At 58.3% G+C, this 21,382-nt stretch carries 20 protein-coding genes; 8 read left to right on the top strand and 12 right to left on the bottom strand.

All coding sequences use genetic code 11. The annotated features are described in order from the left end of the window. Positions 1-18: 18 nt before the first annotated feature. From ABTW55_RS04290 to ABTW55_RS04280, 3 genes are all read right to left on the bottom strand, one after another. Entirely contained in the window at positions 19-1,644 is a 1,626-nt protein-coding gene (locus ABTW55_RS04290) for an FMN-binding glutamate synthase family protein (RefSeq protein WP_033653380.1), read from the bottom strand. Between the two features lie 186 nt (positions 1,645-1,830). Beyond that, a complete protein-coding gene (locus ABTW55_RS04285) occupies positions 1,831-2,421 on the bottom strand; it encodes a LuxR family transcriptional regulator (protein WP_004939094.1) in 591 nt (196 codons plus the stop codon). A gap of 21 nt (positions 2,422-2,442) precedes the next feature. Continuing rightward, on the bottom strand, positions 2,443-3,159 hold the full coding sequence (locus ABTW55_RS04280) for an EAL domain-containing protein (RefSeq protein WP_033637688.1): 717 nt from the start codon (positions 3,157-3,159) through the stop codon (positions 2,443-2,445). 512 nt (positions 3,160-3,671) lie between these two features. Here ABTW55_RS04280 and ABTW55_RS04275 point away from each other — a divergent pair. From ABTW55_RS04275 to ABTW55_RS04260, 4 genes are read left to right on the top strand one after another with little or no spacing between them, the layout of a single operon-like run. Next, positions 3,672-4,214, top strand: a complete 543-nt coding sequence (locus tag ABTW55_RS04275; RefSeq protein WP_033647475.1) for a fimbrial protein — start codon at positions 3,672-3,674, stop codon at positions 4,212-4,214. Between the two features lie 48 nt (positions 4,215-4,262). Continuing rightward, on the top strand, positions 4,263-4,949 hold the full coding sequence (locus ABTW55_RS04270; protein ID WP_033646826.1) for a molecular chaperone: 687 nt from the start codon (positions 4,263-4,265) through the stop codon (positions 4,947-4,949). Positions 4,950-4,961: 12 nt separating this feature from the next. Beyond that, positions 4,962-7,556, top strand: coding sequence for a fimbria/pilus outer membrane usher protein (locus tag ABTW55_RS04265; RefSeq protein ID WP_033646825.1), 2,595 nt, complete (start codon positions 4,962-4,964; stop codon positions 7,554-7,556). Between the two features lie 14 nt (positions 7,557-7,570). After that, the gene (locus ABTW55_RS04260) at positions 7,571-8,638 is read left to right on the top strand and encodes a fimbrial protein (RefSeq protein ID WP_376787958.1); all 1,068 of its coding nucleotides are present in this window, start codon (positions 7,571-7,573) and stop codon (positions 8,636-8,638) included. A 73-nt stretch (positions 8,639-8,711) separates the two neighbouring features. Here ABTW55_RS04260 and ABTW55_RS04255 read toward each other — a convergent pair whose 3' ends face one another. The 5 genes from ABTW55_RS04255 to ABTW55_RS04235 all read right to left on the bottom strand — a co-directional run bounded on the left by ABTW55_RS04255 (position 8,712) and on the right by ABTW55_RS04235 (position 14,443). Further along, positions 8,712-9,170, bottom strand: coding sequence for a helix-turn-helix domain-containing protein (locus tag ABTW55_RS04255; RefSeq protein ID WP_033646824.1), 459 nt, complete (start codon positions 9,168-9,170; stop codon positions 8,712-8,714). Positions 9,171-9,376: 206 nt separating this feature from the next. Beyond that, positions 9,377-10,957 (bottom strand): malate:quinone oxidoreductase, encoded by a 1,581-nt coding sequence (locus ABTW55_RS04250; protein WP_033637693.1) that lies wholly within the window; start codon positions 10,955-10,957, stop codon positions 9,377-9,379. 461 nt (positions 10,958-11,418) lie between these two features. Then, positions 11,419-12,846 (bottom strand): alkaline phosphatase, encoded by a 1,428-nt coding sequence (phoA, locus tag ABTW55_RS04245; protein ID WP_033646822.1) that lies wholly within the window; start codon positions 12,844-12,846, stop codon positions 11,419-11,421. A gap of 131 nt (positions 12,847-12,977) precedes the next feature. Continuing rightward, positions 12,978-13,685 (bottom strand): glutathione S-transferase N-terminal domain-containing protein, encoded by a 708-nt coding sequence (locus ABTW55_RS04240; RefSeq protein ID WP_039566863.1) that lies wholly within the window; start codon positions 13,683-13,685, stop codon positions 12,978-12,980. A gap of 74 nt (positions 13,686-13,759) precedes the next feature. Beyond that, complete coding sequence (locus ABTW55_RS04235) at positions 13,760-14,443, bottom strand: helix-turn-helix transcriptional regulator (RefSeq protein ID WP_060419920.1); 684 nt, start codon at positions 14,441-14,443, stop codon at positions 13,760-13,762. A 179-nt stretch (positions 14,444-14,622) separates the two neighbouring features. Here ABTW55_RS04235 and ABTW55_RS04230 point away from each other — a divergent pair, with 179 nt between their 5' ends. After that, entirely contained in the window at positions 14,623-14,970 is a 348-nt protein-coding gene (locus tag ABTW55_RS04230) for an antibiotic biosynthesis monooxygenase (protein WP_033637697.1), read from the top strand. Positions 14,971-15,001: 31 nt separating this feature from the next. On the opposite strand, the gene ABTW55_RS04225 is transcribed toward ABTW55_RS04230, so the two are convergent. Further along, a complete protein-coding gene (locus ABTW55_RS04225; protein ID WP_033637699.1) occupies positions 15,002-15,733 on the bottom strand; it encodes an isochorismatase family protein in 732 nt (243 codons plus the stop codon). A gap of 132 nt (positions 15,734-15,865) precedes the next feature. Between ABTW55_RS04225 and ABTW55_RS04220 the strand changes: the two genes are divergently transcribed. Both ABTW55_RS04220 and ABTW55_RS04215 read left to right on the top strand, forming a co-directional pair. Next, positions 15,866-16,762, top strand: a complete 897-nt coding sequence (locus ABTW55_RS04220) for a LysR family transcriptional regulator (protein ID WP_033637701.1) — start codon at positions 15,866-15,868, stop codon at positions 16,760-16,762. Between the two features lie 168 nt (positions 16,763-16,930). Further along, positions 16,931-17,428 (top strand): ATP-binding protein, encoded by a 498-nt coding sequence (locus ABTW55_RS04215; protein ID WP_060419916.1) that lies wholly within the window; start codon positions 16,931-16,933, stop codon positions 17,426-17,428. Positions 17,429-17,543: 115 nt separating this feature from the next. Here the strand turns inward: ABTW55_RS04215 and cynS are convergent, their stop codons facing one another. Beyond that, positions 17,544-18,014: a cyanase gene (gene cynS, locus ABTW55_RS04210; RefSeq protein ID WP_049196256.1), complete on the bottom strand. Its 471-nt coding sequence runs from the start codon at positions 18,012-18,014 to the stop codon at positions 17,544-17,546. A 19-nt stretch (positions 18,015-18,033) separates the two neighbouring features. Further along, a complete protein-coding gene (locus ABTW55_RS04205) occupies positions 18,034-18,687 on the bottom strand; it encodes a carbonic anhydrase (protein ID WP_060419913.1) in 654 nt (217 codons plus the stop codon). 114 nt (positions 18,688-18,801) lie between these two features. Between ABTW55_RS04205 and cynR the strand changes: the two genes are divergently transcribed. Continuing rightward, complete coding sequence (cynR, locus tag ABTW55_RS04200) at positions 18,802-19,701, top strand: transcriptional regulator CynR (RefSeq protein WP_041034168.1); 900 nt, start codon at positions 18,802-18,804, stop codon at positions 19,699-19,701. 22 nt (positions 19,702-19,723) lie between these two features. Here cynR and ABTW55_RS04195 read toward each other — a convergent pair whose 3' ends face one another. After that, positions 19,724-21,028 carry an MFS transporter gene (locus ABTW55_RS04195; protein ID WP_060419910.1) on the bottom strand — a complete coding sequence of 435 codons (1,305 nt, stop codon included), beginning with the start codon at positions 21,026-21,028 and terminating at the stop codon, positions 19,724-19,726. Positions 21,029-21,382 lie beyond the last annotated feature (354 nt).

Raw genomic sequence — 21,382 nt, 5'->3', positions numbered from 1 at the left:
TTTTTATTCCTTATCCCATCATGCCGCCGGCAGCGAGATCGCCTGATCGAAACTGGTGGGCGTCGCCATGCGCCACATGCGGGCGTAGAACTCGCTTTTGATCTCCGGCTGCAGCAGCGCGCCCGGCTCCAGGTAGTAATAGATATCGGCGTACACCTTGATCTCGGTCGGCGTGATGCGGCGCAGCATATGGTGCGAGGTCAGCTGCTCCGGGCGGCTGACGCCGGCCGCCGCCAACATGTCCGCCAGCGCTTTCACCGTATTTTGATGGAAGTGGTAGACGCGTTCCGCCTTGTTCGGCACCACCAGCGCCTTTTGCCGCAGCGGATCTTGCGTCGCTACGCCGGTCGGGCAGTGGTTGGTGTGGCAGCTTTGCGACTGGATGCACCCGACGGCGAACATAAAGCCGCGCGCCGAGTTCACCCAATCGGCGCCGAGCACCAGCACGCTGGCGATGTCGAACGCGCTGATGATCTTGCCGCTGGCGCCTATCTTGATCTGGTCGCGCAGGCCGCAGCCTACCAGCGTGTTATGCACGAACAGCAGCCCTTCGCGCAGCGGCATGCCCATATAGTTGGAAAGCTCAAGCGGCGCGGCGCCGGTGCCGCCTTCCTTGCCGTCCACCACGATGAAATCCGGCAGGATGCGGGTGTGCAGCATCGCCTTGACGATGGCGACGAACTCCCACGGGTGGCCGATGCACAGCTTGAAACCGACCGGTTTGCCGCCTGACAGCTCGCGCAGCTGTTGGATGAAATGCATCATTTCCAGCGGGGTGGTGAAGGCGCTGTGCGACGCCGGCGAGATGCAATCGACCCCTTCCGGCACGCCGCGGGTGGCGGCGATTTCCGCATCCACCTTTTTCGCCGGCAGAATGCCGCCGTGGCCGGGTTTGGCGCCCTGGCTGAGCTTGATTTCAATCATTTTCACCTGCGGGCTTTGCGCCTGTTCTGCAAAGCGCCGCGGATCGAAATGGCCGTCGGCGGTGCGGCAGCCGAAATAGCCGCTGCCCAGCTCCCACACCAGATCGCCGTTGTTTTCACGGTGATAGCGGCTGATGCTGCCCTCGCCGGTGTCGTGGTAGAAATTGCCCTTGGCCGCGCCGAGGTTGAGCGCGCGAATGGCGTTGGCGGAGAGCGCGCCGAAACTCATGGCAGAAATGTTGAAGATCGACGCGGAGTAAGGCTGGCGGCAGTCGGGGCCGCCGATGGTGATGCGGAAACTGGTTGGGTCGGCGGCTTCCACCGGCCGCATGGAGTGGCCGATGCACTCATAGCCGGTTTGGTAGACGTCCAGCAGGGTGCCGAACGGTTTGTCGCCCATCTCGTTTTTCGCCCGGCGATACACCAGCGTGCGCTGGGTGCGCGAAAACGGGATCTCTTCATTATCCTGCTCGAGGAAATACTGGCGCAGTTCCGGGCGGATGAACTCGAAGAAGAAGCGCATGCGGCCGATGATCGGGTAGTTACGGCAGATGGCGTGGCGCTGCTGGGTGAGATCGTAGATACCCAACACCATCAGGCAACCGCAGGCCAGGGCCGGCAGCCAGAACCACGGATAGTTGTGCATCATGATCAAGAAAGCCAGGGTGAGCAAGATGCTCAGCACAAAGCAGGTATAGCGGCTGAATAAGGACGACTTCATAACATCTCCTGATGTTTATTTTAATCCACACGACATGACTCACGGATAATCCGTGTGCGAATCGTAGCCAACAGGAGGAGATGTTGTGTGTCTGTTGCTGCTTTGTCGCCGGTTGTTACATTAATTTAACGTGGCGGCAGGGGAGACGGGTTGCCGCGCGGCGTACCGCGCAACAAGCCAGGATGTTTATTTGCCGGCGACGAAGATGGTGCTCATGCTGCGCAGCCGCAGCTTTTTCATCGCGCTGTATTTTTGCGAGAAGATGGTTTTTGGGTGCGTGCCGCGCTTTTCCGCAATGTGCAGCAGGCTGTCGCCGCGCAGCAGATTGAAGATCACGTCGCTTTCCGCCGGGCTGAGCTCGCGGGTTTTCTGCACTCTGATGCCGCCCGGTTCTTTGCTTTCCAACAGCCGCTGGATTTTTTCCTGCAGCGAATAAAGCGGAATGCGGGTGGAGACCAACTCAACGGAAATCCCCAGGATCGACAGCAGTTTCACCACGCGCTCGTCGTCGTAGAACACCAACAGGCGCGTTTTGCTGTTGTACTGCTGGTGCAGGGACACCAGGCTTTCGATCACGTTAACGCTCTGCTCCAGGTTTTGCGAGGTGAAAATCAGCGCGATATCGTGCTTGGTGATCTTCTCTGCTTTGGCGCCGCCGTGCATGAAATCGGAAAACAGGCGGATATCGTACGCGCCGTAGTGTTTCTTCAGCAGCACCGACAGGCCAACATAGCTGTACTTACACTCACTAATCACAAGAACGTTGTTTTTAGACATAGGGCAAACACCAATACCGAGTTAAAAGTATTCAGCTGTAAGAAGCGAGTTCAAATCCTTGATGCTGGATTCCTTCCACAGCTTTCCCTGCAGTGCGTAATATGGCATTTCATCCAGCCATTTCTTGTGTTCGGGAGTTTCAACTCCTTCGATAATTACCTTGTAATGATTAAGGTAAAAGAAGCGCAGTAATGCGCGCATCAAGCCCTCGCCGCCGGACTTTTTCATGAAGTCCCAGAGCAGAAAACGGTCGAGCTTAACGAAGCGGAACTGGCTGTTGTACAACGCGGAAAAACCCGCATAGCCAGAACCAAAATCATCGAGCCAAAATGAATAACTATTCAATGACGGATCGCCGTGCACGCGATCTTTCACCAGCCGGGTTGAATTCTCGCTGATCTCGAAATGAATACAGCGCATGGCATTAATTCTTTCGGCAAAGTGAGTATTCGCCAGCGATTGCAGAGAATAATCGTCAACATTCAAAGTGGCTATCACTTGGTTTTCATGAAACCAGTGTTTGTATTTATCGATCAGATTGATCTGATCCATCAAAATCTCAATCCGGGTGGCGCTATCGGCGTGGCGAAAGAACTGTTCAGGAGAAAAATGAGCGTATTCGCTATTAAACGTAAAGCGAGACAGACATTCAACGGCCAGCAATTGTCCCGATTTCGCGAACATTGGCTGAAAAACATAATTAATGCCGTTATTTTTCTCTCTGAAAGAACCGCTCATTTCCCAATCCTTGGATTGATATTTAACTTGTTGATTTTAAATGTTTAAAAAGAAAGTTACTCCAGGTTTATTGGTAAATTTCTTATTTAAAGCGCCAGAATGGCCGAAGCGTGTCGACAGACCATTTAACGCGTAATTCGTGCCAAAGTCCAAATGTCGCAATATGTTACTAAATGTAAATATTCGGGATAATATGCTGATTTTCAGGCCTTAATGCAAAATCTTGAACTCTGCAGCTTTCCCAAACACAGATTATTCCTATTCATATGAATCGTCAACATCGATCGATAGGTATTCGCCGATAGTTTATTCCTATCAAGAGGGGGCTTATGAATGTTTTAAACGATTTAACATTAAGAATATGCTTAGTCTATATTTCGTCCGGCAATGAGTTCATCGAGGCAACGCTCCTTTTCAGCAAGGGAGTGCTATCGCTGAGTGTATGCTCAGTGGCGGCAATATATATAAGCCCGCCACTGAATCGATTATTTTATTGTTCTATGGAGCTGGAAATGAAAAAAGTATTATTGCCTTTGGCTGCCCTGGTATTGTCTGCAACTGCTTCCAACGCAATGGCAGCAAACGGCACTGTTAAATTCACCGGTGAAATCAAACAGTCTACCTGCCAGGTAACTAGCGATACTCAGAATAAAGAAGTTTACCTGGGTACTTACCCAACTTCTGCTTTCCCAACCGTGGGTTCTAAATCCGCTTCTAAAGCTTTCCAGATCTCTCTGGAAAAATGTGATGCCGGTGATTACAGCCTGCGTTTCGACGGTAACACCGTTGCCGGCAACCCAGACCTGCTGTCCGTAAGCAACGTTGGCGGCACCGGCGCTGCAGCTACCGGCGTGGGTATCGAAATCACCGATAACAACGGCAAGCCATTCGCTATCGGCGACGGTTCCAACATCAACGACGACGTAGCGAAAGTCACCATCGCTGCTGACGGTAAAGCGACCTTCAACCTGCAGGCTCGTTACCGTTCATTCGACAGCAACGTAACTGCAGGTCTGGCTAACGCCACCAGCCCGTTCACTATCGAATACAAATAATCGTCTTTCAGGACACACACGGCCAAGGATGGCCCGTAGAGGAAACCGATGAAAAAGTTCTTTGCTGCTCTGCTGATGCTGGGCACCTTTAACAGCTACGCCGGTATCCAGGTAGATGCCACTCGCGTGATCTATAAAGGCGACGACAAATCCGCCTCTCTGCCGATTCATAACGATGCTTCAGAAGCTTATATGGTGCAGACCTGGCTGGACACCGGTGACAGAAACCAAGTGCCGAAAAATCTACCTGTCGTTGTCGTTCCACCGATTCTGAAATTGGACGCTGCCAAAACTGCAGTTCTGCGCTTTATCTATTCCGGTAATGGCTTACCCCAGGATAAAGAAACCCTGCTGTGGATTAACGTGCAGGAAATTCCGCCGGCGCCGAAGCAAGAAAACGTGCTGCAGGTTGCGGTGCGTACTCGAATCAAACTTTTTTACCGGCCGGTGGCGTTGAAAACGACGCTGGACGAGCAAGTACAAAACTTGCGTTGGCAGCGTGAAGGTTCACGTCTGCAAGTGATTAACGATGGCCCGCTGCATATTACCTTTGGGGCGCTGCATTTGAAAAACAGCGCGGGCAAGACCGTGGATGTGGACGCCAACATGGTGAGCCCGAAAGATCGCTTATCGATCAGCATCCCGGCGGGCGTCAGCGTTGGCAACAAGATTGCTTTCAGTTATATCAACGATTTTGGCGGTAGAACGGAAGTCAAGGACGTTCCAGTACAATAAGAGAGACAGGGAATGGCAAATCAACGAAAAGTAGCAGGCGGAACGACGCGGCTGACACAGCTGATCCGAATTGCAATCATTGCCGCCAGTGCGCCGATGTTCTGGAGTGAAGCGGCGCTGGCAGAGTTTAACATGTCGTTTATTCACGGCGATGAAAACCTGAGCAACGCGGAAGCGGTCGCTCAGGGCGATGCTTTGCAACCGGGCGTTTACCCATTCGACATCTACGTCAACCTGACTCAGGTCGATCATAAGGATGTTACTTTTCGTCAGGTTAAAGGCCAGACCGCGTCTCAACCCTGCCTGAAAGTTGAAGACCTGCGCAACTACGGCATCAAACTGCCGGAAACGCTGCAGGCCGGCAGCTGCGTTGATCTGCCTGCGTTGGTTAAAGACGCCACCGTCAGCTATGACGCGGCGGTGCAGCAGATCAACATTTCCGTACCTCAGACCATGATGGATCTGAGCGCTATCGGCGCGATCCCGCCAAGCATGTACGATGAAGGCATCAACGCGCTGTTCGCCAACTATAACTTCAACTACAACAAGAACAGCTATCGCAAAGATGACGCTGACGACAGCGAGTACATGTTCCTCGCGCTGAACAGCGGCCTTAACCTGGGCAGATGGCGCCTGCGCAACAACTCCACCTGGGACAAACAGAGTGGCAGCAGCAGCAACTGGACCAACGTCTCTTCCTGGGCCGAGACCGACATCGTGCCATGGCGCAGCCGTTTGGTGATGGGGCAGGCGAGCACCAACAACAGCGTGTTCAACAGCTTCCAGTTCCGCGGGGTACAACTCTCCAGCGTTGACGACATGCTGCCGGACAGCCTGCGCGGTTATGCGCCGGTGGTGCGCGGCGTGGCGGCGACCAACGCCCGCGTCGAGATTCGCCAGAACGGTTACGTCATTTACAGCACCAACGTCGCGCCGGGTCCTTTCGAGATCCACGACGTCTATCCGCATACCAACAACGGTGACCTGCAGGTGACCGTCAACGAGGCCGACGGTTCGCATAAAACGTTCAGCGTCGCCTACTCTTCCGTGGCCAACATGCTGCGCGAAGGCATTTGGAACTTCCAGCTGACCGCCGGTAAATACCATAACGGTAACGGTGGCTATCAGCCGAAGCTGATTCAGGGTACTGCGGCATACGGCATGAACTATGGCCTGACGCCGTTCGGCGGCGCCATCATTGCCGAGCACTACCGTTCCGCTGCCGTGGGTATCGGTAAGAGCCTGGGATCGTGGGGTGCCATCTCCGTGGACGGTTCGATCTCCGATACCGAGCTGGCGAACGGCGATCGCAAGCAGGGGCAGAGCTTCCGTTTCCTGTACTCCAAATCGCTCAACCAGATGGGCACCAACTTCCAGTTGGCGGGCTATCGCTATGCGACTTCCGGTTACTATGATCTCAGCGATGCGGTCCAGGAGCGCAACAGCTGGCGCAACGGCATTTATGCCAATGATTACTGGGATCCGAACGATCTGCAGCCGGGCCAGCCTTCCTGGAGCAACAATCAGAAACGCACTCGATACACCGCGCGCTACGGCAACAAGCGCGAACGCGTCGAGCTGTCGCTCAGCCAGCAGCTGTGGGCGGGGGCCAGCCTGTACGCCAACGTGAGCCATCAGAACTACTGGGGCGTATCCGGTAACGATCGCACGATTCAGTTGGGTTACAACGACGGCTTCAAGCGCATTTCCTACGGCGTTTATCTACAGGATACGCGCGGCCAGTACGGCTATTCCGATCGCAGCGTGAACTTCACGATGTCGATCCCGTTGGATTGGGGCCAGAGCAACAATTCGACCACTGCCAACTTCAGCGCGGCGCACAGCAAACAGAGCGGCGACAGCTACTCAACCGGCATCAGCGGCACCATGCTGGACGATCGTCGCATGAACTATTCGGTTTCCACCGGGCATACGCAGTCCTCCGGTCAGAGCAGCAACCTGAACCTGGGCTACAGCAGCAGCATCGGTAACATCGACGGTAGCTATGCCTACAGCTCGAAATACCGTCAGGAAGGGGTGGGCCTCTCCGGCGGCCTGCTGGTGCACTCCGGCGGCGCGACGCTGACGCAGCCGTTGCAGAACACTATCTTGCTGGTGGAAGCGAAAGACGCCAAAGGCGTGCGTCTGGAAAACCAGCCGGGCGTGACCATCGATCGCTTCGGTTATGCGGTTGTGCCGTCGGCCAACCCGTACCGCTACAACTATGTGGCGCTGCGCACCGAAGATTTCGGCCCGGGCCTGGATGTGCCGGTGGCCAGTAAGCAAGTGGTGCCGACCGAGAAATCGGTGGTGAAGGTGAGTTTCGATACCTTCAAGGGCGTCAGCCTGCTGATTCATGCTCGTCTGGGTGACAACGGTTATCCGGCCATCGGCGCCGGCGTGTTCAACGAGTCCGGCCGCAACAGCGGCACCGTGGGCCTGGAAGGCGCAACCTATGTTTCCGGCGTGAAAGCGGGTGAGAAACTGACGATCAAATGGGGGCCGAAAGCCGACCAGCAATGCGTACTGCCGATCCCGGCGGACGTGGGCGATAAACAAGCGGCCATGGGATATCAGGAACTGACCCTGCAATGCCAAAAACTGTAAGGTACACCATGAACTTGAGCAAATTAGCACGTAACACACTTCTGTCGGTGGTGGGGCTGGCGGGGTTGGCGATGGCGCAACAGGCGGCGGCGATGCAGTGCCGTTTCGGCAACTCGACCGGCAGTAGCAGGCCAACCGGCAGCGTGACGCAGGATATCGACGTCGACCGCCCGATCGTGTTGGCTGCCAGCGACTTTGTTAAAGGCAACCTGATTTGGCGTTCGCAGAACTTTACCTCCACCTTTACCTGCTGGGATACCGACAACTACCCGCGTGGAGAGAACGCTTACATCTATTGGAACCCGCAGAACTCGTTCGGCGCACTGGATAAGTCGTTGGAGATTGGGGTGTCGATCAACGGGCGTGATTATGATGCGATCAACCTGAAGCAAAGTTCCAACCGGCCGACGGGCCCTGATTTGGGGCCGGGTACCAAACCGGGCAGTAATAGAAGGAAAGCCGATCCTCAGGCGGTGACCGCCACTTATTCGGTGTATATCAAAGCCACCGGGGTGAAACCGCCGGCGGGTAACTTCCCGCCGCTGGCGCGCGCTTCGCTGTTCCAGATCGATGGTGAGTTGGGCCTGAACGCCACCAAAGACAGCAACTTTAACGCCTATATCAAAGGTTTGGACAAGATCCGCGTGATCCAGTGCAATCCGCAGATCACCGTGTTGGCCAACAACGGCGCCAGCGTCGATTTCGGTGTGTTGACGACGTCCAGCGCCAAAACCGGCACTATCGCCAAGCAGGTGCCGTTCGATATCAAGGCGACCTTGAGCGGCGGCGAGTGTGCCGGCCAGTCTCTGCAGGCCAGTTTCAGCAGCACCAACGCCGATCCGTCAGATAACACGCAGATCCTGCCGACCACCAAACCGGGCGTGGCGATCTTCCTGACTCAGCAACGCGACACCAACAAAACGCCGATCCCACTGCAAACCAACGTGGATTTCGGCGGCGTGCTGCAGGATAAGCAGAACGAAGTGAAAGAGACCTTTATCGCGAACCTGAAGTGGTTGACCAATACGCCGAAGACCGGGGTGTTCAACGCCACCGCCAACGTTGACGTCACCTTCAAATAATCCGGTGTCGCTTCAATTAAAAAGGGTTCAGTTCGCGAGAACTGAACCCTTTTTACGTGTTATGCCGCGTTTATCAGCGCAGCCCCATCCAGGTGGTGCAAACGCCTTCCGGCGGTTTGCCTGCATACCAACGAGGCAGCGTGGGGGCATCGTGGCGTGGCTCGGCCTCCACTTCCACCGGCTGCGCCGGCCATTCCGCCACGTCCCAGCGGGTGGTGCGGCGATACACCGCCGGGGTTTTGCCGAACTGTTTCTTGAAGGCGCGTGAGAACGAAGGCTGAGAATCGAAATGGTATTGCAGGGCGATATCCAGGATCGGGCGCGGGGTGGAGCGCAGCGCCTGCGCCGCCTGCGACAGGCGCCGCTCGCGGATATAGCTGCCGAGCGCGTGGCCGGTGGTGCTGCGGAACATGCGCTGCAGGTGCCATTTGGAGTAGCCCGACTTGGCGGCGACGTTATCCAGCAGCAGCGGCTGGTCCAGATGAGTTTCAATCCAGTCTAGTAAATCGTGAATGATATTGACGCGATCCATGGTTTTAGTTCTCCCGCAAAAACGACATTCAGGTCACAGTGACTTAGCTTAATTATCCAAGAATATACTTTGATAATAGGCGCGAGTGCGCCGTTACGCAAGGGTAAACCGGGGGGAAAAAGGTGACCAAAAATGCTCTTTGAATCGCAGGGGGATAAAAGAAAGGCCGCATAAAGCGGCCTTTCCAGCAGGAAACGAGTGGAAAATCAGTTGGTTTCCGGTTTCACTTCAATGTAGTTCAGACCCAGCACGCTGCTGGTGTAGCCGCGGATCTTGTTGGTCATCTCGATATCGCCGTTCAGCTTGTGGCCGTAGGACGGGATGATCTCTTTCAGTTTGCTCTGCCATTCCGGCGTCGCCACTTTGTCTTTGAACACGGTTTCCATCAGGTGCAGCATGATTGGCGCAGCGGTGGAAGCGCCCGGTGACGCGCCCAGCAGAGCGGCGATGCTGCCGTCTTCAGAGCTCACGACTTCGGTGCCGAACTGCAGCACGCCGCCTTTATCCGCGTCTTTCTTGATGATCTGCACGCGCTGGCCTGCGGTCCACAGCTTCCAGTCTTCCTGCTTGGCGTCCGGGAAGTACTCTTTCAGCGCGGCGAAGCGATCGTCGTCGTTCATCATCAGCTGGCCGACCAGGTATTTCACCAGATCGAAGTTATCCAGACCGACGTGGGTCATCGGCATCAGGTTCGAGGTGCTCAGCGAGTGCAGCAGATCGAACAGCGAACCGTTCTTCAGGAACTTGCTGGAGAAGGTGGCGAATGGCCCGAACAGCAGTACGCGCTTGCCGTCCAGCATGCGGGTATCCAGGTGCGGCACGGACATCGGCGGCGAACCTACGCTGGCCAGGCCATACACTTTGGCCAGGTGCTGGTTGGCGATCGCCGGGTTGGTGGTGACCAGGAACTGGCCGCCGACCGGGAAGCCGCCGTAGCCGTCGGCTTCAGGGATGCCGGATTTCTGCAGCAGGGTCAGGGAGGCGCCGCCTGCGCCGATGAACACGAACTTGGCGTTAACGGTGGTTTCTTTACCGTCGCGGTTCAGATCGGCAACGGTCACGCTCCAGGTCTGATCGGCGTTGCGCTTGATGTCGCGCACTTCGTGGCTCAGGTTCAGCTTGAACTTGTCGCTGGTGCTCAGCGCGTCAACCAGCTGATGGGTGATCACGCCGAAGTTGACGTCGGTACCCAGCGGCATGCGGGTCGCGGCGATTTTCTGCGCCGGATCGCGGCCGTTCATCACCAGCGGCGCCCACTGTTTGATTTGCGCAGGATCTTCGGAGTATTCCATGCCGCGGAACAGGGTGCTGTGCTGCAGCGCCGCGTAGCGTTTACGCAGGAAGTTGACGTTGTCGTCGCCCCACACGAAGCTCATGTGCGGCACGCTGTTAATGAAGGATTTCGGATCTTTCAGGACATTGTTTTTCACCTGATAAGACCAGAACTGGCGAGAGATTTCGAAAGACTCGTTGACCTTCACCGCCTTGCTGATGTCGATGGTGCCATCGGCTTTTTCCGGCGTGTAGTTCATTTCGCTGAAGGCGGAGTGGCCGGTGCCGGCGTTGTTCCAGCCGTTGGAGCTCTCTTCCGCCACGCCGTTCATGCGCTCGTACATGTCGATGGTCCAGGTCGGCTCCAGCTCATGCAGATAGGTGCCCAAGGTGGCGCTCATAATGCCGCCGCCGATCAACACCACGTCGACGGTTTTATTCTTCTCTTCAGCCGCTGCCTGCTGCGTAACGCTAAACAGGCTGAGGCTGAAAATCAGGACGAGTAATTTTCTCATTGAATTAAATCTCTTGTGTGTAAATTCTACTCATTGCAGGTGAAAGAATTTAGCGGGAGTTACCCTGGAAAATAGTGAAGCCGACCGCCCGGCGTGAGCCGATAGGCAGCGATAATGCCTTTTTGTTAATAGGGTTTTTAACGAAAAGTGAACTATTGCAGGCCGTCCGGATGCAAATTGATCGGTTCACGTTACTGGCGGGGTATTATTGTTTGCGAGAATGTTAAAAACTACTTTTGTAACTAAAAAAAATGAATATAAGCAAAAATAGGCCGGTTGCTGTCGCAGGAATAAACAGAGAGGGGAGTAAGGCCATATAACCGCGTTATTTTCAGGGGCTAATTGTCGCGTAATTAAACGTTATTTCGTTATCACACAATAATTGCGGTTAAATTGCAAATACGCATCGGTAACCAATAATAAACGGCCGCCGTTGCGGGCGGCCAGGATTCACATGGCGGTTACTTGATGCCCATCGCATCGCGCATGGTGAAGAACAGATCGGTCTGATCGGTCAACCCCACCACGTTGGCGGCGTGCGGGCCGTAGGCCGCGACGCGCAGCTGGGTGCCGGTGTGCCCCTGCGATTCCTCTTCCGAGTTGCCGTAGCTGAGGGTCATCGGCGCGCCGTCTTTGGTGGTCAGTGTCTGGGTCAGGCCCGGCGCTTTGGCGTCGGCGGCGACGATCTGGCTGGAGTGCGCGTGGTCGGCGGTGACGATCACCAGCGTGTTGCCGTCGGCGCGGGCGAAGGCCAGCGCTTTTTGCACCGCCTCGTCCAGATCGACGGTCTCACCAATCTGCCCGCACGGGTTGGCGGCGTGATCCTGCTTATCGATCGACGCGCCCTCTACCTGCAGGAAGAAGCCGTTCGGGTTGTCTTTCAGCAGCGCGATCGCTTTTTCGGTCATCGCCGCCAGCGTTGGCGTGGCCGCGGTGCGCGCCGGGTTGTTTTCGCAGGTCACCGCCGGTTTGTCGAGGTTGCCGTGATAGCTGGCTTTCGGCCCCAGCCAGCGCACCGGCATGTTGCCGTCGGCGAACAGGCCCAGCAGCGGTTTTTGCTGATTGGCCAGGGTAACGGCCTGCAGTTCATCCGCGTTGCTCACCCACTGATAACCTTGCGCCGCCGCTTGATCTTTCAGCGATTTTCCTTGCCATTCGCCGCTTTTCGCCAGTTGGTTGAAGGATTTCGCGCCGCCGCCCAGCGTGACGTCGGCACGGGTTTTCAGCAACTGCTCGGTGATGGAACCGCGGCCGCCGTTTTCCAGCGCGTTAGCGGCGCATTTCTCGCTGGTTTCCTCCGGGCCGTAGCATTTGCGCGAGGTAACGTGCGACACCAGCGCCGCCGGCGTGGCGTCCTGCAGTTCGGCGGTGGAGACGTTGCCGGTGGCCTTGCCGGCCGCCTTGGCGATCTCCAGCAGCGTCGGCTGGTCTTTGCCGTTCACGTCCACGCCGAGCGCGCCGTTATAGGTTTTCACCCCGGTGGCCCAGGCGGTGGCGGAAGCGGCGGAGTCGGTCACGTAATCCGGTTTGTGGGTTTTCTTGTCCAGCGAGTAGTGGGTGTATTGCCCGGTCAGCGGCAGGGCGTCGATGCCCTTGAAGTAACCGCCTGCGCCCTCGGCATAGTTGCGGGCGGCGGTGATCTCGGAATCTCCCATGCCGTCGCCAATCAGCAGGATCACGTTTTTCACCGTTTTGTCCGACAGCGACGCCTTCAGCGCGGCGGTCTGATCGCCGGCCAGACGACGGGCGCCGCCCGGTTCGGTGAGGGTGCCGCGCGCGGCGCGCTCGGTCAGGCCATCGGCATTGGCCGAGGTTTCCGCCGCGATGGCGGAGGAACAGAGCAGGGCGGACAGCACGGCGCCGGCGATCAGGGATACAGCAGGTTGCATGGGGCAAGCTCCTTGTCGTAATACAACAATGTAAATAACATCAAATTGTTACGTAAGGAGAGTAGAGCAGAGGGATGACAATTTTATGACAGCGGAAGGCGGGACGGCCCGGCGGCCATCCCGTTTGACGATCAGGCCGCGCGCGCCGGTATAGTGAGCCCACGCTGCACCGCCGGCCGCGCCAGACCGCGCTCCAGCCACTGCGCGACGCGGGGGAAACTGTCGAACTCCACCAGCTCGCGCGCCTCATAGAAACCGATCAGGTTGCGCACCCAGCCCAGCAGCGAGATATCGGCGATGGTGTAGTCCGCGCCCATGATCCAGTCGCGGCCTTCCAGGCGCGTTTCCAGCACGCCGAGCAGGCGTTTCGATTCGTTTTTGTAGCGCTCCAGCGGCCGCTTATCTTCATACTCGCGCCCGGCGAATTTGTGGAAGAAACCGAGCTGGCCGAACATCGGGCCGACGGCGGCCATCTGGAAGAACACCCACTGAATGGTTTCGTAACGCTGCGCCGGATCCTGCGGCAGGAAACGGCCGCTCTTTTCCGCCAGGTAGAGCAGAATGGCGCCGGATTCGAACAGCGGCAGCGGCCGGCCGCCGGGGCCGTCGGGATCGATGATCGCCGGGATCTTGCCGTTCGGGTTCAGCGCCAGGAATTCCGGCGTCCAGGTTTCGTTGTTACCGATGTCGATCAGGTGCGCCTCATAGGGCAGGCCGATCTCTTCCAGCATGATGGACACTTTGACGCCGTTCGGCGTCGGCAGGGAATAGAGCTGCAGCCTTTCAGGATGCTGAGCCGGCCAGCGTTTGACGATCGGGAATTGGGTGGAATCGAGCATGGAAACTCCTCGGGTTGGCGGGGTGGCCTAAGCGTACCCCTTGAGTATTGCAGTAAAACTACCCCGCCGCCGGGTTACACCGTGAGTTCAAAATGTGCTGCCAGCGCTTTTTTACCGGCAGGGGTCAGCTGCAACTCGCGGCTGTCGAGCCGGCGGACGATCCAGCCGCGGTGGATAAAGGCGGCCAACAGCGCGGCGCCCAGCGCGCCGCCGAGGTGAGAGCGGCGTTCGCTCCAGTCCAGGCAGCCGCAGGCGAAGCGGCGGCGGGTGGGGGCGGGGGAGCAATCGACGCCCAGCCGCGCCAGCGCGGCCTGACCGGCGTCGCTTAAGCGGTAGTCTTCCTCACCGCTCAGCCAGTTCAGCGCATGCAGCCGATCGTGCAGTTTCACCGCCACCTCGCCCGCCATATGGTCGTAGCAGGTGCGGGCATATTGCAGCGTGGTGGGCGTGCTGCTTTTCACCGACGGGCGCGGTACGCCTGCCAGCGCCATCAGGCCTTCCAGCGCTTCGGCCACCGGCTGACCGGCCAACCGAAAATAGCGGTAGCGCCCCTGTTTGACGCAGGCGATCAGCTGCTGCTCCAGCAGTTTCGCCAGATGCGCGCTGGCGGTGGACGGGGCGACCTCGACCGCCGCGCTGAGCTCGGTGGCGGTGTAGGCTCGCCCATCCATCAACAGGCACAGCATGCGCGCCCGGGTGCGGTCGGCGATGGCGGCGCTCAGCGCCGCCAAACGATCTTCTAGGTCGATGTTATGCATACTTCGAGGTTAGACGAAGTATGACTGCGCGTCCATTGCTAACCTGTGGCTGTCGCATTCTGGTGCTGTGCGTCTGTGTTCGCTGGATATTGATGAGCGGGCGTTGAAATCGATGCAGTGGCGCCCTTCCTACAATCAATGCGCGCGTACCTGAGTTTTACCGTTGAGAGGAGACGATAATGATCGCCGTGATTTTTGAACTGCAGGCCGCCGACGGGCAGCGCGATACCTATCTGGCGCTGGCGGCGGAGCTGAAGCCGCTGCTGGCGCAGATCGACGGATTCATCTCCATCGAGCGCTTTCAAAGCCTGGCCGATCCTGCGCGCCTGCTGTCGCTCTCCTTCTGGCGTGACGAGGCGGCGGTGCAGCAGTGGCGCAATCTCGAGCAGCACCGGGCGGCGCAGGCGCGCGGCCGTGGCGAGGTGTTGGCGCACTATCGGCTGCGGGTGGCGGAGGTGGTGCGGGACTACGGGCTGGAGAGTCGCGACCAGGCGCCGCAAGATAGCCGTTGTTATCACCGCACCTGAATAAAGCCCGCCGCCGGCGGGCTTTCGTCCGTTATTTCGCTTCGCTGCCCACCTTCATTGCCCCGGCGTAGCTGGCGCCCATCCCCCAGGCGGCGCCGTGGTCGCGGGCGATCTGCAATACGCCTCCCGCCGTGGCTTTGCGGCTCCAGTCCTGCTGCCATTCCAGCATCAACGCCACCCAGTTGATGGGTGTGGCGCCCGCCTGTACCAGACGCTGCATGGCGTTGTTTTGGCTGTCTGGCGTAATGTCACCGGTGACGTCCGACAGGATATAAACCTCATAGCCCTCGCCCAGGGCGGACAGCGCCGGCAGCATCACGCAGCTGGCAGTCCACAGCCCGCCGATGATGATTTTCTTGCGGCCGGATTGTTTGATCAGATCCACCACGCGCCGATCCTGCCAGACGTTGATGGCGGTGCGGTCGTATACCTGCAGGTCCGGGCGTGCCTGCGTCACCTGCTGGAATACCGGCCCGGCGAAGCTTTTGGCGTTGGCCGAGGCCAGAATGGTCGGCACGTTGAACACCTTGGCGGCCTTGGCGATGCCGGCGGCGTTATTGACCAGGTTGGTTTGATCGATAGAGGAAATGGTCATGCCGAACATGTCCTGCAGATCGACCAACAGCAACAGGCTGTTCTCGGCGGTCAGCGGCTGCACATAACCCGCCTGGCGGCTGTCGGCGGCGGGGGATTGCGCCAGCGCGGCGACGGGGGCGGCGGCGGCGCTCAGGCCGAGCATCAGGGCGAACAGGGTCTTTTTCATTATTAACTCCATGATTATCAGTAGATTAAATTCACCTCTCACTCAGGGAGGCGGTTGAATAAAGTCTACTGAGGTTGTTGAGGTTAATAATCTGTGTTTTATTGAATTTATAATTAACTATCAGGACATAATATGGACGTGCTACTGACGATGCGCGCCTTTCGTCGCGTGGTTGAGCGCAACAGTTTTTATAAGGCGGCGGAGGATCTGGCGATCACGCCGGCGGCGCTGAGCAAGCAGATTAAGCAGTTGGAAAACCGGTTGGGGACGCTGTTGCTGGTGCGCACTACCCGTAGCATGAGCCTGACCGAAGCCGGGCAGCTCTATTACCAGGAAGCCTGCCGATTGCTCGGCGAGTTCGACGCACTGGAGCAGACGGTTGCCGCCAGCGCGCAGCAGGTCTCCGGCACGCTGCGGGTCAATGCGCCGCTTTCGTTCGGCCTGACGGTGTTGTCGCCACTGCTGCCGCCGTTTATGCAACGTTACCCGCAGCTGCAGGTGGAGCTGACGTTGGACGACAGGGTATTGGACGTGGTGGCGGCCGGTTTCGATATTTCCTTGCGCATTCGCCGACGGCTGCCGGATTCTTCCCTCAGCGCCCGGGCGCTGGGTGAAGTGCACCAGCGAATTTGCGCCGCGCCCGGCTATTTGGCGCAGCACGGCGTGCCGCAAACGCCGAATGAATTGCAGCGACACAGCTGTCTGGCCTATTCCCTGGCGGAAAGGCCGGGGCAGTGGCAGTTCACCGCCGGTGAGGAGAGCCTGAGCGTGACGTTCACTCCCCGGTTGATCGCCAACAACAGCCTGATGCTGCGGGATATGCTGGTGGCGGGACTGGGCATCGGTTCGCTGCCGTCGTTCGTGGCGGACCCCGAGATCGCCGCCGGCAGGCTGGTGCGGCTGTTCCCTGAACAGATTGCCGACGTGCATCAGGTTTTCGCGGTTTACCCGACGCGCCGGCATGTGCAGCAGAAAGTGAGTTTATTCACTGAATTTGTGCGAGAACAGGGATTGATGACGGCGAATTGACAACGGCGCACGATTGTCATATTCATTAGCTATGAAAAAATCCTACCGCCCATTCGCGCAAATTATTATCACCCTTCTCCAAAGGGTGGGATAGCGCGTGTGTCGCCAATAAAAACCCGCCGGCAGGCGGGTTTTTTTATCCCCTTCCGGCAACGACCGGAGAACGTCATGAAAACCTACCCTGCAGTTTTACACCTGATGTGCGGCAAGGCCGGCGCAGGCAAATCGACGCTGGCGCAGCGTTTGGCGCAGCAACCGCAAACGCTGTTGCTGGTCGAAGATGCGTGGCTGGCGACGCTGTATGAACAGGAGATGACCAGCCTGCAAGACTATGCGCGCTGTTCCGACCGGTTGCGGCGGGCGCTGGGCGGGCACCTCGTTCAGTTGCTGCGCGGCGGCTGGTCCGTGGCGCTCGATTTCCCGATGAATACGCCAGACAGGCGGCGCTGGGCCAAAGCGTTGGTGGAGGAGGCCGGCGTCGCGCACTGCCTGCATTTTCTCGACGTCAGCCATGCGCAATGCCTGAGCCGGATAACGCTGAGAAACGCGCGCGGCGAGCACCCGTTTACACTGAGCGAAGCGGAGTTTGAGCGCCTGGCGCAGTACTTTGTTCCCCCGGCGGAAGAGGAAGGGATGACAGTCTTGCGTTATGGCGAACAGGACTGAAAACCGGCGCCATGACGGCGCCGGCAACAGGGCTAGGCTTTGGCGTTAAACGCGTTGTGGAAGGCGACTTCCGCGCACGGCAGCGCGGCCTGGAAGGCGATGGCGCGGAAGTAGATTAGAAAGGCTTGGTCGGCAGGTATTTGCCGTCCAGGGTGATCACCGCGCGTTCGCCGCCTTCCGGATCGGCCACCTTCTTGATATCCAGCTTGAAGTTGATGGCGCTGATGATGCCGTCGCCGAACTGCTCGTGCACCAGCGCTTTCAGCGTGGAACCGTAAACCTGCAGCATTTCATAGAAGCGATAAATGGTCGGATCGGTCGGCACGCCGCCGGGAATGCTGCCGCGCAACGGGATGGTTTGCAGCAGCTGTACCGCCTCTTCGTCCAGCCCGAGCTTGGCCGCCACGGTGCGTGCCGCTTGTTCCGGCAACGCATGCTGCCCCAGCAGCGCGGCGGTGACGAACGCCAGGCTGAGTCCGGTGCCCTCAGCCAGCGCGTCGAAAGTCAGGTTATGGCGGATCTTGGCGGCCATGATGATGTCGGTGAGCGCTGCGCGCGGGGCTGCGTTGTGCAGAGAGTGTGTCATGTTAGCTCCTTTTGTTGACTTAAAAACGGGCGAGCGCCGGGGTGGCGGTCACCTCGGGATGGGTGGCGAGCGGCACGAAGCGGCGGGTTTCGCCGTCCAGCGCGTCGATAGCGCCGCTGGCGATGTCATAGACCCAACCGTGCAGCGTCAGGCGGCCCTGATCCAGTGCCAGGGCGACGGAAGGGTGCGTTTTGATGTTGTTGAGCTGGGCGATGACGTTTTCGCGCACCATCGATGCGACCCGCGCCTCGTTGGAAGCGTGCGGATAAGCCTGATTGACCGCCTTCGCGGAATCGGCGTAACGCAGCCAGCCGGCGACCGTCGGCAGGTGATCCAGACACTGGCAGGTGGCGATGGCGGTCATTGCGCCGCAGTCGGAATGGCCGCAGATCACGATATCTTCCACGCCCAGCGCGGCGACGGCGTACTCGACCGAGGCGGTAACCCCGCCGGGTTCGGGGCCGAAAGAAGGCACGATGTTGCCGGCATTGCGGATCACGAACAGATCGCCCGGCTCGCGCTGGGTGACCAGCTCCGGCACCAGGCGGCTGTCGGAACATGAGATAAACAGGGTGCGCGGGTTTTGGCGGGTCGCCAACTGCTGAAACAGCGCCGTGCGTTCAATAAAGGCTTCGCGCTGGAACTTCAGGAAGCCTTCAATCACCTCTTTCATCCGTTTCTCCATTGGGTGTCGTTATGCGATGGCGGCATGATGAACGCTTCTGGCTATAGGGTCTAAGACCCATTTATAATGCCAGCTATAGGTTTTACTAATAGCTGGGGCGTTATGCTGCTGCGACACATCCGTTATTTTCTGGCCGTTGCCGAACAGGGCAACTTCACCCGCGCCGCCGAAGCGCTGCACGTGTCGCAACCGACGCTGTCGCAACAGATCAAGCAGCTGGAAGACACATTGGGAGCGCCGCTGTTCGATCGCAGCGGCAGAGCCGTGCGTCTGACCGACGCCGGTGAGGCGTGGATGCGCTATGCGCGGCTGGCGCTGCAGGATCTGGATGCCGGCGCGCGGGCGATCCATGACGTGGCGACGCTGGCGCGCGGCCATTTGCGGCTGGCGATGACCCCCACGTTCACCGCCTATCTGGTGGGGCCGGCGGTCGATGCCTTCTACCGCCGCTATCCGGGGATTACGCTGAGCATTGAAGAGATGGCGCAAGAGCGAATGGAGGCGCTGCTGGCGCAGGATAGGCTGGATCTGGGCATTGCCTTCGAGATGGCGCAGTCGGCGGAGGTGGAAGCGGCGCCGTTGTTCAATGAGTCGCTGGAGCTGATGGTCGGCGCCGATCATCCCTTGGCGTCTCATCGCCGGCCGCTGACGCTGGCGGAGTGGCAACATCTGCCGCTGGCCTTGCTGAGCGGCGACTTTGCCACGCGTCAGTTTATCGATCGCTACTGCACGCAGCTGGGTTTCCGGCCGCAGGTGGCGGTGGAGGCCAATGCGCTAGGCGCCATCGTCGAGATCGTGCGGCGCGGGCAGCTCGCCACGCTGCTGCCGGCCGCCATTGCGCGCGAGAACCGGCAGTTGAAAAAAGTGGCTTTGGCCAACGCCATGCCGGTGCGGCAGGCGGTATGGCTGCAGCGCAAAGGCGCTTACCGCAGCGCCGCCGCGCAGGCGTTTATCGCCCTCTTGCAGGAACAGGGCATTACGCCGGCGCCGGGCAGCCGATAGCCGCACGGCCCGGCAGCAGGCGCTATTCTTTATGACGTTCGCGGAACAGCAGAGTGGCGATCAGGCTGACGGTCAACATGCCGGTGACGTACCACGCCGGCGCCATCGGATTGCCGCTGACGTCCAGCAGCCAGGTGACGACCAACTGCGCCGATCCGCCGAACAGCGTCACGCCAAAGGCGTAGATCATCGAGGTGCCGGTGGCGCGCACGTGGCGCGGCAGCGCCGAGACGATCAGCATGGTGCTCGACAGCATGTTGATCCCCAACGCGCAGATCAGCAGGATGCGGAAAACGATCGCCAGCCACAGGGTTTGCGTGGCGCTGAGGAACCAGAAGGTCGGGTAAATCAGGAGCAACGCCGCAAAAATGGAGAACAGCAGCGGCCTTTTGTAGTTCTGCACCCGATCGACGTAACGGCCTGCGCAATAGACCGCGATGATCTGTACCACAGAGGCGATACAGCTGAATAGGTAGGCGGTCGGGCCGGCGATGTGATAGGTCTGCATCATGTAGGTCGGCATATACAGCAGCACCACGTAGACCATCACGGTGCCGGACATGATGATCAATACGCCCAGCAACAGATCTTTGGCATGATTGCTCACCAGATCCCATACCGGATTCAGCGGTGGCCGCGCGTGAGCCGGCGCCTCTCCACTGTAGGTCTCTTCCAGATGTTTGCGAATATAGATGCCGACGGGAATGATCAACAAACCGATGATGAACGGCACGCGCCAGCCCCAGGCATACAGTGCCTGCTCCGGCAGAAAATAGGTGAGCGCCAGGCCTAAAGAGGCGCCAAGCAGGGCGCTGATGCCCTGGCTTATCGCCTGCCAGCTGACGAAGAAGCCGCGTTGGTTGGCCCCTGCCGACTCCAGCAGCAGCGTGGTGGCCGAGCCCACTTCACCGCCGGCGGCAAACCCCTGAATCAGGCGGCCAACCACGATCAGCACCGGCGCCAGAACGCCGATTTGCGCATGGGTGGGCGCGAAGGCGATCAGCGCGGTGCCGACGCCCATCAGCACGATGGTCATCAGCATGGCGGCCTTGCGGCCGACCCGATCGGCATAGGCACCCAGCACCATGCTGCCCAGCGGGCGCATGATAAAGCCGACGCCGAACACCGCCACCGACATCAACAAGGAGCCGTAGGCGCTGTCGCTGGGAAAATAGAGTTTGCCGATAATGGCGGCAAAGAAGCTGTAGACGGTGAAGTCGAAAATCTCCAGGCCGTTGCCCAGGCTGGCGCCGACAATGACTTTGTAATTTACCGCGCCCTTCTGCGCCGTTTGGCTTTTGGGCAATGCGTTTTCAGCAGTGTTCATCGTTGTCTCTCGCGATAGGTGGACGGTGTGTTGTTATTATTTTCTGGCCGGGGTGGCGTTATCCGGGGCGGCGATAACCGAGCCCCGAAACGCCAACAAAACGGCAACGTCACGTTTACATATACTTGTATGTACAATCATATGCAATATGAGAGTAGTTAGCGGGATAACGGTGGTTTGATTTTCACATATTTCTGTATTTAATTGTTTTTATTTGATTTTTTCTTTAGCTGGAACGAATGTGCCATGTCGATTTAGTGAGCTGTAACGCATTAATCCTCTAAAAAACCTTGGTAATTAAGAAGGCGGTCACAAAATGTCGCGTATAGCAGAATGTGTGGCGATAGTCGGAAA

The organism is Serratia sp. SM04 (assembly GCF_040280225.1).
GTDB classification, from domain to species: Bacteria; Pseudomonadota; Gammaproteobacteria; order Enterobacterales; family Enterobacteriaceae; genus Serratia; species Serratia sarumanii.
The sequence above is the reverse complement of the archived record's forward strand: the minus strand, read 5'-3'. Positions and strand labels throughout refer to the sequence as shown.